We start from the raw sequence: 12,543 nt of genomic DNA on the forward strand, positions 1-12,543 counted from the left end.
GAGTGACGGAGGTCAGGGCGTGAACGAGCGCAGTGACGGCGGGCGCGGGAGCGGCGCGGTGATCCGGCTGCTGCTGGCGGACGACCACCCGGTGGTGCGGGCCGGGCTGCGGGCCGTCCTGGAGGGCGAGCCGGACTTCACCATCGCCGCCGAGGCCGCGACCGCCGAACGGGCCGTCGAACTCGCCGCGGCGGGCGGGGTCGACGTGGTGCTGATGGACCTCCAGTTCGGGCCCGGCTCGGCCATGAACGGCGCCCAGGCGACCGCCGCGATCACCGCCGGGCCGGGCGCGCCCCGGGTCCTCGTCGTCACCACCTACGAAACCGACGCCGACACCCTGCCCGCGCTGGAGGCCGGCGCCACCGGCTACCTGCTCAAGGACGCCCCGCCGGAGGAACTGGCCCAGGCCGTCCGGGCCGCCGCCGCGGGCCGCTCGGCGCTGGCACCGAGCGTCGCCGACCGGCTGCTGGAACGGATGCGGACGCCGGCGGCGGCGCTCAGCGCGCGGGAGACCGAGGTGCTGGGGCTGGTCGCGGACGGGCTGACCAACCAGCAGATCAGCCAGCGGCTGCACCTGAGCCAGGCCACGGTGAAGTCCCATCTGGTGCACGTCTACACCAAGTTGGCGGTGGACTCGCGGACGGCGGCGGTGCGGGCGGCGCGCGGGCGGGGGCTGATCCGCTGAGCGTAGGGTGGGCCGGGTCCGAACCGTTGCCCGGAGTGGAGGACCCCGATGGCCGTGCGTCTCGATGAACTTTCCGTGCCGGTGGTCGGCGCGCCGATGGCGGGCGGGGCGTCCACCCCGGAGCTGGTGGCGGCGGTGAACCGGGTCGGCGGGCTGGGGTTCCTCGCCGCCGGGTACCGGAGCGCCGCCGCGATGGCCGAACAGGTCGCGCTGGTCAGGGAGTTGACCGGTGGGCCGTTCGGCGTGAACCTGTTCGTCCCGGCCCCGCCCGGCGATCCGGCGGCCGTCGCCGCCTACCGGGAGCGGCTGCGGCCCGAGGCCGAGCGGTGGGACGTGGCGCTGCCCGAGGAGATCGGGCCGGACCGGGACGACTGGGAGGCCAAGCTCGCCGTGCTGCTGGCGGACCCGGTCCCGGTGGTCTCGTACACCTTCGGCCTGCCGACGCCGCAGGAGGCGGCGGCGGTCCGCGCGGCCGGGTCGTTCCAGGTCGGCACCGTCACCACGCCCGCGGAGGCGCGGGCGGCGGAGGCGGTCGGGATGGACGCGCTGTGCGTGCAGGGCCCGGAGGCCGGCGGGCACCGCGCCACCCACCGGATCGGGGACGAGCCCGGTGACGTCCCGCTGCTGGAGCTGCTGCCCGCCGTCCGGGCGGTGACGGCGCTGCCGTTGATCGCGGCCGGCGGGCTGGGCGACGGCCCGGCGGTGGCGGCGGCGCTGCGGGCCGGGGCGGCGGCGGTGCAGCTGGGGACGGCCCTGCTGCGCGCCGACGAGGCGGGCACCTCGGCCGCGCACCGGGCGGCGCTCACCGAACTCCCGGAGACGGCCGTCACCCGGGCCTTCACCGGCCGCCCGGCCCGCGGTCTGCGCAACGCCTTCATCGACCGCCACGGCCCGTACGCCCCGCCCGCCTACCCCGAGGTGCACCACCTCACCCAGCCGCTGCGCGCCGCCGCGACCCGCCGCGCCGACCTCCAGTCCATGCACCTCTGGGCCGGCACCGCCCACCACCTGGCCCGCACGGGCCCGGCGGCGGACCTGATCGCGGAGCTCTGGGCGGCGGCACGGGCGGTGTGAGCGGCCGCTCCCCGGGCTCAGCCGAGGAGGTCGGCCATCCAGGATTCGATGGCGGGGGCGGTGCGGGGGAGGGCGTGGGACATGAGGTGGGCGCCGTCGGGGGTGATGACGAGGTCGTCCTCGATGCGGATGCCGAGGCCGCGGAGTTCGAGGGGGAGGGTTTCGTCGTCCGGCTGGAGGTAGAGGCCGGGTTCGACGGTGAGGACCATGCCGGCTTCCAGGGTGCCGTCGAGGTAGCGGTCGGCGCGGGCCCTGGCGCAGTCGTGGTAGTCGAGGCCGAGCATGTGGCCGCTGCCGCAGAGGGTGTAGCGGCGGTGGAGGCCGTTGTCCTCGGCGAGGGACTGTTCGGAGGGGATGCGTAGGACGCCCCAGTCGGCGAGGCCTTCGGCGATGACCCGCATGGCGGCGTGGTGGAAGTCGCGGAAGCGGGCGCCGGGGCGCAGCGCGGCGATGCCGGCGCTCTGGGCGGCGAGGACGAGGTCGTAGGCCTGCCGCTGGACGGGGGTGAAGGTGCCGCTGAGCGGGAGGGTGCGGGTGATGTCGGCGGCGTAGAGGGTGTCGGTTTCGACGCCGGCGTCCAGCAGGAGCAGGGAGTTCGGGTCGAGGGCGCCGTCGTTGCGGATCCAGTGCAGGACGCAGGCGTGGGCGCCGGAGGCGGCGATGGTGGTGTAGCTGGTGCCGTTGCCTTCGGCGCGGGCGCGCAGGTCGAAGACGCCCTCGATCCAGCGTTCGCCGCGGGGGTGGCGCAGGGCGGTGGGCAGGGCGCGGACGACGTCCTGGAAGCCGGTGACGGTGTGGTCGACGGCGAGTTGGAGCTGGCCGATCTCCCAGGTGTCCTTGACCAGGCGCAACTCGGCGAGGACGGCGCCGAGTTCGCCGTCCCGCGTGGTGTGGGCGCCGGGGCGTCCGGTGCATTCGTCGACGAGGGGGTCGGTGCCGGCGAGGACGCGGGTGGGCGGCTGGGGGCCGGCGAGGAGTTTGTCGAGGTCGTCGAGGTGTTCGGTGCGCAGTCCGGTGAGCGCGGCGGCTTCGGCGAGGTCGGGGCGGCGGCCGACCCAGAACTCGCCGTAGCGGCGGTCGCGGTAGAACTCGGTGCCGTTGGCGTGCTGCCGGCCGCGGGGGGAGCGGGGGCGCAGGTACAGGACCGGCTCGTGGCCGTGGGGGCCGGTCGGTTCGAGGACGAGGACGTGGTCGGCCTGGTCCTCGCCGGTGAGGCCGGTGAGCCAGGCGTAGGCGCTGTGCGGGCGGAAGCGGTGGTCGAGGTCGTTGCAGCGGACCTTCAGCCGGCCGGCGGGGACGATCAGCCGCTCGCCGGGGAAGGCGGCGGAGAGGCGGGCGTGGCGGCCGGGGAGGCGGTCGTGGCCGGGGACTCGCTGGTCGGCGGGGAGGGGGGTGGCGGCCCAGCGGGTGCCCATGAAGGCGTCGAGGGCGGGGGAGACGGGGAGGTCGTGGCTCCCGGTGTTGAGGCCGGTCTGTCGGAGGGGCACCGGTGAACTCCTAGGTGGGGAGGGGGTGGTGTGGCCCGGACACAGCTCGGTAACGGGGGGCGTCACCTCTTGTGCAGTGCAATTTCACATTACTATGTTACGGGTCACACCGCGGAGCGGCCAGACCTCGAAGGTCGCCTCCCGGTCGGGCCCCGGATCACCTCCCGGGGCGGACACGGGCTTCACGGCAGGCCCCCCACAGCGGAGTTGCACATGACCAGGCGCACCCACGCCGCCCTCGCGGCGGTCCTCGCGGCGACCCTCACCCTCGGCCTCGGGGCCTGCAAGAACGACAAGAGCGACAGCGGAAGTGACGCCGCGCCTTCCAACGGCCAGGGCCCGGGCGCCGCGTCCGGTTCGGTCATCGGCGGCACCCCGGTCAAGGGCGGCACCCTCAACGTCCTGACGAACCAGGACTTCGCCCACCTCGATCCGGCCCGCAACTGGACCGTGCCGCACATGGACTTCGGCACCCGGCTGATCTACCGCACCCTGACCACCTTCAAGTCCGAGCCGGGTGCGGCGGGCAGCGAGATCGTCCCGGACCTCGCCACCGACCTCGGCAAGTCCAGCGAGGGCGGCAAGGTGTGGACCTTCACCCTGAAGGACGGCCTCAAGTACGAGGACGGCACGCCGATCAAGTCCGCCGACATCAAGTACAACGTCGAGCGGTCCTTCTCCCCGGACCTCACCGGCGGCCCCGACTACGCCGTCCAGTACCTGGCCGGCGGCGAGAACTACAAGGGCCCGCTCACTGGCGAGCACCTGGTGAGCATCGAGACCCCGGATGACAGGACCATCGTCTTCCACCTGAAGCGCCCGGTCGCCGAGTTCTCGGACACCGTCACCCTCCCGACCTTCTCCCCGGTGCCGCAGTCTCAGGAGAAGGGCACCCAGTACGACTCGCGGCCGTTCTCCTCCGGCCCCTACAAGATCGACACGTACGACCGGGGCAAGCAGCTGACGCTGGTCCGCAACACCAACTGGGACCAGTCCACCGACACCGTCCGCAAGGCGTACCCCGACAAGATCGTGGTCACCCAGGGCATCAAGGGCGGCCAGGCCGACGACCGGATCATCGCCAGCGACGGCGCCGACGCCAACGCGATCGAGATGCCGTGGATGGCCCACGAGTCCGTCTCCAAGGTGCTGACCAAGCCGGACGTCAAGGCCCGCATGGCGGCCGAGCAGACCGGCTGTACGGACATGCTGTACCTGAACACCGCCAAGGCGCCCTTCGACGACCCGAAGGTGCGCGAGGCGATGATGTGGGCGGTCGACCGCGAGGCGCAGGTGACGGCCTTCGGCGGCCCGGCGATGGCCGACGTGGCCACCTCCTACCTCCCGCCGTCGCTGACCGGCGGCGCCAAGGCGGACCCGCTGAAGATCCCGGCCGCCGGCGACCCGGAGAAGGCCAAGGCGATGCTCAAGGACGCGGGCAAGACCGACCTCAAGGTGTCGATCACCGTCTCCCTGGGCGACAAGACCCGCGCCGAGACGATCCAGCAGTCGCTGGCCAAGGCCGGTGTTCAGGTCACCGTGAACACCGTCGACCCGTCCGCCTTCACCGACACGCTCGGCGACACCAAGAACGCCCCCGAGCTGACCATCAACGGCTGGTGCCCGGACTACCCGTCCGGCGCGACCTTCCTCCCGTTCATCTTCGACGGACGGACCATCAAGGAGAAGGGCAACCAGGGTAACTACAGCCAGTTCAAGGACCAGGCCACGATGGACCGGATGGACCAGATCGCGGCCATGACGGACGTCAACGAGGCCAACAAGGCCTGGCAGCAACTGGACGAGGACCTGCTGAAGAAGGCCCCGGCCGTCCCGTTGATGTGGCAGCGCCGCCCGCTGCTGGCCGGCACCAACGTGGCCGGCGCGTTCGGGAACTCCGGCTACGCCGGCATGATCGACCTGGCCGTGGTCGGCCTCAAGGACCCCGCCAAGGGCAAGGGCTGAGGGGCCGTCGGCGATGAGTACAACCACTGAGCCCGTCGCCGTGGACTCCACGGCGACGGGCCCCGCGAAGGCCACCGGGCGCGGCCCGTGGCGGCTGGTCTGGGACCAGCTGTGGGCCAAGGGATCGGCCCGCTTCGGCCTGATCACGGTCGGCGCCTTGCTGCTGCTGGCCGCCCTGGCCGGCCCGCTGAGCTCGCTCGGCGGCTGGTCCCCCGAGGAGTTCGACAAGCGCGCCATCGACCCGTACCTGGGCGGCATGCCTCGGGGCGACTTCGGCGGCATCAGCGCCCGGCACTGGCTGGGCGTCGAGCCGATCACCGGGCGCGACCTGTTCGCCCGGGTCCTGCACGGCGGGCAGGTCTCGCTGCTGATCGCGTTCACCGCGACCGCCGTCGTCGTCATCACCGGCACCCTGGCCGGCATCGCGGCCGGCTACTTCGGCGGCCGGACGGACACGCTGCTGTCCCGGCTGATGGACCTCACCATGTCCTTCCCCTCGCTGATCTTCATGATCGCGATGATGTCGGTGGCCAAGGACGTCAACCGGATCCTGCTGATCACCCTGGTGATCGGCCTGTTCACCTGGCCCGGCATCGCCCGCGTCGTGCGCGGCCAGACCCTCTCGCTCAAGCACCGCGAGTACGTCGAGGCCGCCAAGGTCGGCGGGGCGCGCTCCTGGCGCATCCTCACCCGGGAGATCCTGCCGAACGTCTCCGGCCCGATCATCGCCTACACCACCCTGCTCATCCCCGGCATGATCGCCACCGAGGCCGCGCTCAGCTACCTCGGTGTGGGCGTCCGCCCGCCGACCTCGTCCTGGGGCCAGATGATCGCGGAGAGCATCGTCCACTACGAGACCGACCCGACGTACTTCCTGATCCCGACGGCTTTCCTGTTCGTCGCCGTGCTCGCGTTCACCCTGCTCGGGGACGCGCTGCGCGACATCCTCGACCCCCGGGGAGGCCGGTCGTGATCCTCTACCTCGGCCGCCGACTGCTCGGCGTGGCGGGCATCCTGCTCGCCATCTGCGCCATCACCTTCACCATCTTCTACCTGCTGCCGAACGACCCGGCGGCGGCGGCCTGCGGCAAGACCTGCAGCCCGGAGCGGCTCGCCGACGTCAAGGCGGCGATGGGCCTGAACAAGCCGATCTGGGAACAGTTCCTCGCCTACCTGGGCGGCATCTTCGCCGGTCGCGACTACGGCAGCGGCCCGAGTGCCGTGCACTGCGGCTTCCCCTGCCTCGGCTACTCGTACGAGTACGGGCTGCCGGTCTGGGACCTGCTCGTCGACCGGCTGCCGGTGTCCATCTCGCTCGCCGTCGGCGCGGCGGTGCTCTGGCTGGTCCTCGGCCTCGGCGCGGGCGTCACCTCGGCGCTGCGCAAGGGCAAGGCCTCCGACAAGACGCTGATGGTGCTCTCGGTCGGCACCGCCTCGTTGCCGGTCTACTTCACCTCGATCATGCTGATCTGGGGTGTCGTCCGTACGGCCGGGCTGCTGCCCTACCCGGCGTACCACAAGTTCACCGAGAACCCCTTCGAGTGGGCCTCCAACCTGCTGCTGCCGTGGATCGCCCTGGCCCTGCTGTACGCGGCCATGTACGCCCGGCAGAGCCGCAACTCGATGATCGAGGCGATGGCCGAGCCGTACATCCGCACCGCCCGGGCCAAGGGCCTGCCGTCGCGGACGGTCACGGTCAAGCACGGGCTGCGCGCCGGGGTGACGCCGATCCTCACCATCTTCGGCATGGACCTCGGCGGCCTTCTGGCCGGTGCGGTCATCACCGAGTCCATCTTCGGCCTGCCCGGCGTCGGCCGGCTGTTCTACGACGGTCTGGGCCGCTCCGACCAGCCCGTGATCCTCGGCGTCACCCTGCTCGCGGCCTTCTTCATCGTCGCGGCGAACCTGCTGGTCGACCTGCTCTACGCGTTCGTCGACCCACGAGTGAGGTACTGATGACTCTCTTGGAGGTCGAGGACCTCAAGGTCTCCTTCGACACGCCCCGCGGCACCGTCCGGGCGGTGGACGGCATCTCCTTCGCCGTCGACGCCGGGCGGACCCTCGGCCTGGTCGGCGAGTCCGGCAGCGGCAAGTCCGTCACCTCGCTCGCCGTCATGGGCCTGCACCGCGGCGCCGCCGTCACCGGCTCGATCCGGCTCGACGGGATGGAGCTCAACGGGCTCGGCGAACGGGAGCTGGGCACCGTCCGGGGCCGCCGGATCGCGATGATCTTCCAGGACCCGCTGTCCAGCCTGCACCCCTTCTACACCGTCGGCGAGCAGATCGCCGAGCACTACCGGGTGCACTTCAAGGCCAACCGCAGGGCGGGCCGCGCGCGGGCGGTCGAGATGCTGGCCGAGGTCGGCATCCCGGAGCCGGCCCGGCGGGTCGACGAGTACCCGCACCAGTTCTCCGGCGGCATGCGCCAGCGCGTCATGATCGCCATGGCGCTCGCCTGCGAACCCGAACTGCTGATCGCCGACGAGCCCACCACGGCCCTCGACGTCACCGTCCAGGCGCAGATCCTCGACCTGATCGCCCGCATCCAGCAGGAGCGCGGCCTCGGCGTCGTCATGATCACCCACGACCTCGGGGTGGTCGCCCGGGTCGCCCACGAGGTGCTGGTCATGTACGGCGGCCGGGCCGCCGAACAGGCCCCGGTGGACCGGCTGTTCGCCACCCCCGGGCACCCGTACACCCGCGGCCTGCTGGACTCGCTGCCGCGCCTGGACGACACCGACGACGCCCCGCTGCGGGCCATCCCCGGCAGCCCGCCGTCGCTGATCGCCCCCGCCCCCGGCTGCTCCTTCGCGCCGCGCTGCGCCCGCACCAGCACCGCCACCGCCGAGGAACACGCCCGCTGCCTGGCCGACCGACCCGAGCTCGGCCCGCTCGGCCCCGGCCACCAGGCCGCCTGCCACCTGCCGCTGGTACCGGAAGGAGCCCGGCCATGACCGAGAACCTGCTGTCCGTACGGGACCTGGTGAAGACCTTCCCCGGCCGACGGAGCCGCACCGGCCGGCCCGGCGCCCCGGTCCGCGCCGTCGACGGCGTCAGCTTCGACGTCGGCAAGGGCGAGACGCTCGGCCTGGTCGGCGAGTCCGGCTGCGGCAAGTCCACCACCGGGCGGATGATCGTCCGGCTGCTCGACCCGACCTCGGGCACCGTCACCTTCGACGGCACCGAGATCGGCGGGCTCTCCCAGGCCCGGCTGCGGCCGCACCGGCGGCACCTGCAGATGGTCTTCCAGGACCCGTACTCCTCGCTCAACCCCCGGCAGACGGTGGCCCGGATCATCTCCGAGCCGCTGCTGCTCCAGGGGTCGAGCGCGGCCGACGCGCGCCGGCGGGCGGGCGAGCTGATGGAACTGGTCGGGCTGATCCCCGAGCAGATCGACCGCTACCCGCACGAGTTCTCCGGCGGCCAGGCGCAGCGCATCGGCATCGCCCGCTCGCTCGCCACCTCGCCGAAGCTGGTCATCGCCGACGAGCCGGTCTCCGCGCTCGACGTCTCCATCCAGGCCCAGGTGGTCAACCTGATGGAGCGGCTCCAGCAGGAGCTCGGCCTGGCGTACGTGTTCATCGCGCACGACCTCTCGGTGGTCAAGCGGGTCTGCGACCGGGTGGCGGTGATGTACCTCGGGCGGATCGTCGAGATCGGCGACAAGGCCGAGGTGTACGGCAGCCCGGCGCACCCGTACACCAAGGCGCTGCTGTCCGCCGTCCCGCTGCCCGACCCGGCGGCGGAGCGCGCGCGGGAGCGGATCGTGCTGCTCGGCGACCCGCCGAGCCCGGCGAACCCGCCGTCCGGTTGCACCTTCCACCCGCGCTGCCCCAAGGCGCAGGAGATCTGCCGCACGGACCGTCCGCTGCTGCAGATCGCCGGGGCGGGTAGCCGGCAGGCGGCCTGCCACTTCCCGGAGGCCTGAGGCCGACCACATAGAGCCGCCGTACCGCCCAGTTGCCCCCACGCCGGGCGGTACGGCACCCAACGGGCGAGGGACGCGATCCCTCGCCGCAGACGCCCGGTCGGGCGCGGCGGGGAACCTCACGAGGGCCGCGTCCGACCGGGTTCCACCATGTTTACGGACCGACCATTCTCACGGACCGTCCGTTTTCATGGCCCGACCGTTTTCACGGTCCGGACGGCCCGCCCGCCTCGCCCGCCGTGCCCGGCAGCAGCCGGCGCGGGCCGGGCCCCTCGGCGGCCAGTTCGTCCCCGGGGTTGAGCACCCGGCAGCGGCGCAGCGACACGCAGCCGCAGCCGATGCAGCCGGTCAGCTCCTCCTCCAGTCGCTCCAACTCGGCCCGCCGGGCGCGCAGTTGTTCGGACCAGCGCCGCGAGATGCGGTCCCAGTCGTGCTTGCCCGGCATCCGGTCCTCGGGGAGCCCGGTGAACACCTCGGCCACCTCGGAGAGCGGGATGCCGAGCCGTTTGGCGACCAGGATGAGCGAGATCCGGCGCAGCACGTGCCGCCGGTAGCGGCGCTGGTTGCCCGGCGACCGCTCGGAGGAGATCAGCCCCTGGTCCTCGTAGAAGCGCACCGCCGAGGTGGCGATCCCGGCCCGCCGGGCCACCTCGCCGACGCTCAGCAGGTCGACCGGTGCGGTGTCCATGCCTGCTCCTCGACTCCTTGACTTCAAGTCCTGTTGAAGATCTAGCGTACCGGACGTGGTCGGATCATTCGCTGCGCAGAGCATTACTGCCGTTGCCGAGCAGGACAGTTGTCCCCTGGAGTCGGCGCCGAACGGCCCCGCCCGAGGTCGGCGTGAACCGTTCGCCGGGCGCGGTGAGACCCACGAGCCGGCCCCGGGTCCCTTTTCGTCGGGGGGGCCCGGGGCCTTCGCTGTGGGTTCCTACGAGGCCGGGCCGACCCGGACGGTGGTGATCCGCCCGCCCTGGGACTCCCGGACGACCTCGATCCTGGTGTTGGTGTCCGGGACCTTCACCGCGAGCTGCGGGAGGGCCGGGTCGGTGTACGTGCCGGTGTGGTCGTTGAAGACCGGGACGGCCGGCTCGGACGGGATCCGCACCGCGACGCCGCCCTTGTGCAGGGTGAACGCCGTGGTCGGCCTGAGCGAGAACGGCGCGTCGTAGGTCTGCGCCCGCCCGTTGACCAGGGTGCCGTCGGCGAAGCGGACCGCCGCCGGGTGGGCGTCGATCGGCAGGATCAGCCCGCCGCCGGGGTGGTCCTTGGTGTTGTTGTCGCCGTACGCGGTGTCCCACAGCCAGAGCAGGACGCCCTCCTGGTACGGGTAGGTGTCGACGACATCGGCCTTGCCCGCGACGCCGGTGTACCCGAAGTTGTACGGGCCGGTCTTCAGGAACGCGCCGTAGCCGGTGTAGCGGCGGTTCTCGGCGAGGTAGGCGCGCGGGTGCTGCTTGACGGCGGTGCGGCCGGTGATGACGGTGAAGCCGGTGGCGGTCCAGCCGTTGGCGCCGTTCTCGGCGCCGTCGGCGAAGAGCTCGGTGCCGCCGGAGGTGATCCTCACGGCGTCGACGAGCACGCCCCGGCCGTGGGTGTTGCCGTCCGAGGTGGCGTGGAAGCGCAGCCGGACCTGCTGGCCGAGGTAGCTGTCCAGCGGGAGGTGCAGCTTCCGGTAGGTGCCCGAACTGCCGCTGAGCCCGGGGGTGTTGGCGTTGGTGTTGCCGATCGGTGCGCCGTCGACGGTGCCGCCCAGGGCCGTCCAGTGCTTGCCCTGGTCGGTGGAGGCCTCGACGGTGAGGAAGTCGTAGTCCTGCTCGGTGTCGTACCAGGCGGCGGCGTCCAGGGCGGCCGGGCCGGTGGCGGTGCGCAGGTCGACGTCCCGGCTGAGCGAGTTGTCGAGGTTGTCGCCGGTGTCGCTCCACCACTGCCTGGCGCCCTCGTACGGGTCGGCGAGGTCGGTGCTGGTGGTGCTGTCCGGCAGGTGGACGAGCAGCGCCTGGGCCTGGTCGGTGTTGTAGCCGCTCACCCCGAGGGCGTGGCTGGACCGGGTGGCGGCCTGCGCCTCGTCGTAGTCGAGCCAGCCGAACTGGAGCTTGCTCCAGGCGTCGAGGTCGCCGGGGTAGCCGCCGGTGGTGTTCGGCCCCTTGCCGAGGTATGAGCCGGAGGACATCAGCGACCAGAAGTTGACGCTGTTGTCGCCGCCGTTGGTGCTGTACAGGTCAGGCAGACCGAGGTTGTGGCCGTACTCGTGGGCGAACAGGCCGACGCCGCTGTTCTCGCCGGCCTGGACGTAGTCGTAGACGTAGAGGCCGGTGTCGCCGACCGGCGCGCCGCCGATCTTGTTGCCCTCCGGGCCGGTCCGGCCGGTCGCGTCGGGGAAGGTCCAACTGCGGTGCGCCCACAGCGCGTCGGCCCCCTGGGCGCCGCCGCCCCAGGTCTCGTCGACGCCGGCGTGCACCACGATGACGTTGTCGAGGTAGCCGTCGGGCTGGTTGAACTCGCCGGTCCTGGTGTGGTCGTAGCGGTCGTAGACGTCGTACTGGGCGAGCTGCGCCTTGATGTCGGCCACGCTGCGGCCCTTGGCGATCTCGCCGTCGTACCAGGCCTTGACGGCGTCCCGGATGAACTCCTGGCCCTGGGTCCAGGCGCCGGAGCCCTGCGGGCCCTTGTTGCTGCCATAGCGGGCCTCGTTGTACGGGACGGTGACCCAGTCGCTGACGGTGCCCTGGACGTCGTAGCGGCCGGAGGACTGGGTGCGGTAGTAGTTGCGCATGGACACGGCGCCGGGCGTGTCGTCGAAGAACATCTTCTGGTAGTAGCCGCGGTCGAAGTCCGGCTCCCACAGCGTGTGGTTGTCGCCCTTGCCCGGCTTGGGGATCTGGTCGTGGCGCGGGCCGGGGGTGCCGCCGTAGCGGGGCTGGCCGTTGTACTGGGTGGTGTTGTCGACCTCGTCGCCGAACTGGGCGAGGATCACGAAGACCTTGTCGGTGCGCTGGTGCGCCAGTTGGACGTAGTCGTTGCCGACCTTCACCTTGGCGGGGGCCCGCTTGCCGGCGGTCTTGGCGACGGTGCCCTGGTTGAGCTGCTCCAGGGCCTTGGTGCGGAGCGCCTGGCGCTCGCGCTCCTGGGGGGCGAGCGGCGCGGGCGGGGCTTCGGCGCCCTGCTCCGCCGGGGCGGCGGCGATCGTGGCGGGGGCGGTCGTGGCGGTGAGGGGAGCGGCCTGGGCGGGGGTGCCCAGCAGGGTGGCGGCTATCGCGCTCGTGGTGAGCGCGGCCGCGAGTGCGGCGGACAGTCTGCGCAACTGACCGGTCCTTTCCGGGGGATGGGGGTCCCGGGCTTCCGGGCGGTCCGGGCTTCCGGGCGCCCCGGGTGGTCCGGGTGGGAGTAATCGTTCGGTGAAGCGC

At 72.4% G+C, this 12,543-nt stretch carries 10 protein-coding genes; 7 read left to right on the top strand and 3 right to left on the bottom strand.

The annotated features are described in order from the left end of the window. Positions 1–19 precede the first annotated feature (19 nt). Both ACIP37_RS18990 and ACIP37_RS18995 read left to right on the top strand, forming a co-directional pair. Positions 20–685, top strand: a complete 666-nt coding sequence (locus ACIP37_RS18990; protein WP_363583861.1) for a response regulator transcription factor — start codon at positions 20–22, stop codon at positions 683–685. A gap of 48 nt (positions 686–733) precedes the next feature. Beyond that, positions 734–1,759, top strand: a complete 1,026-nt coding sequence (locus tag ACIP37_RS18995; RefSeq protein ID WP_400803709.1) for a nitronate monooxygenase — start codon at positions 734–736, stop codon at positions 1,757–1,759. Positions 1,760–1,776: 17 nt separating this feature from the next. Here the strand turns inward: ACIP37_RS18995 and ACIP37_RS19000 are convergent, their stop codons facing one another. Further along, positions 1,777–3,246 carry an aminopeptidase P family protein gene (locus ACIP37_RS19000; protein WP_400803706.1) on the bottom strand — a complete coding sequence of 490 codons (1,470 nt, stop codon included), beginning with the start codon at positions 3,244–3,246 and terminating at the stop codon, positions 1,777–1,779. Between the two features lie 213 nt (positions 3,247–3,459). Here ACIP37_RS19000 and ACIP37_RS19005 point away from each other — a divergent pair, with 213 nt between their 5' ends. Genes ACIP37_RS19005 through ACIP37_RS19025 form a run of 5 tightly spaced genes read left to right on the top strand, consistent with a single transcriptional unit; the run spans position 3,460 to position 9,139 of the window. Next, positions 3,460–5,211: an ABC transporter substrate-binding protein gene (locus tag ACIP37_RS19005; protein ID WP_400803703.1), complete on the top strand. Its 1,752-nt coding sequence runs from the start codon at positions 3,460–3,462 to the stop codon at positions 5,209–5,211. 13 nt (positions 5,212–5,224) lie between these two features. Next, the gene (locus ACIP37_RS19010; protein WP_363627453.1) at positions 5,225–6,184 is read left to right on the top strand and encodes an ABC transporter permease; all 960 of its coding nucleotides are present in this window, start codon (positions 5,225–5,227) and stop codon (positions 6,182–6,184) included. Next, positions 6,181–7,167 carry an ABC transporter permease gene (locus tag ACIP37_RS19015; protein ID WP_363583851.1) on the top strand — a complete coding sequence of 329 codons (987 nt, stop codon included), beginning with the start codon at positions 6,181–6,183 and terminating at the stop codon, positions 7,165–7,167. Before ACIP37_RS19010 ends, ACIP37_RS19015 begins: the two co-directional genes overlap by 4 nt. Next, positions 7,167–8,165 carry an ABC transporter ATP-binding protein gene (locus tag ACIP37_RS19020; RefSeq protein WP_363583849.1) on the top strand — a complete coding sequence of 333 codons (999 nt, stop codon included), beginning with the start codon at positions 7,167–7,169 and terminating at the stop codon, positions 8,163–8,165. Before ACIP37_RS19015 ends, ACIP37_RS19020 begins: the two co-directional genes overlap by 1 nt. After that, a complete protein-coding gene (locus tag ACIP37_RS19025; protein ID WP_363583847.1) occupies positions 8,162–9,139 on the top strand; it encodes an oligopeptide/dipeptide ABC transporter ATP-binding protein in 978 nt (325 codons plus the stop codon). Before ACIP37_RS19020 ends, ACIP37_RS19025 begins: the two co-directional genes overlap by 4 nt. Before the next feature lie 205 nt (positions 9,140–9,344). On the opposite strand, the gene soxR is transcribed toward ACIP37_RS19025, so the two are convergent. After that, entirely contained in the window at positions 9,345–9,827 is a 483-nt protein-coding gene (gene soxR / locus ACIP37_RS19030; RefSeq protein ID WP_400803699.1) for a redox-sensitive transcriptional activator SoxR, read from the bottom strand. 240 nt (positions 9,828–10,067) lie between these two features. After that, entirely contained in the window at positions 10,068–12,440 is a 2,373-nt protein-coding gene (locus tag ACIP37_RS19035) for an immune inhibitor A domain-containing protein (RefSeq protein ID WP_400803696.1), read from the bottom strand. Positions 12,441–12,543 lie beyond the last annotated feature (103 nt).

This window comes from Kitasatospora sp. NPDC088861 (assembly GCF_044750105.1).
GTDB lineage: Bacteria > Actinomycetota > Actinomycetes > Streptomycetales > Streptomycetaceae > Kitasatospora.

Excerpts from the sequence above, each read along its gene's own strand:
- ACIP37_RS19010 (WP_363627453.1), top strand. The coding sequence starts at position 5,225 with ATGAGTACAACCACTGAGCCCGTCGCCGTGGACTCCACGGCGACGGGC.
- ACIP37_RS19020 (WP_363583849.1), top strand. The coding sequence starts at position 7,167 with ATGACTCTCTTGGAGGTCGAGGACCTCAAGGTCTCCTTCGACACGCCC.
- ACIP37_RS18995 (WP_400803709.1), top strand. The coding sequence starts at position 734 with ATGGCCGTGCGTCTCGATGAACTTTCCGTGCCGGTGGTCGGCGCGCCG.
- ACIP37_RS19025 (WP_363583847.1), top strand. The coding sequence starts at position 8,162 with ATGACCGAGAACCTGCTGTCCGTACGGGACCTGGTGAAGACCTTCCCC.
- soxR (WP_400803699.1), bottom strand. The coding sequence starts at position 9,827 with ATGGACACCGCACCGGTCGACCTGCTGAGCGTCGGCGAGGTGGCCCGG.
- ACIP37_RS19005 (WP_400803703.1), top strand. The coding sequence starts at position 3,460 with ATGACCAGGCGCACCCACGCCGCCCTCGCGGCGGTCCTCGCGGCGACC.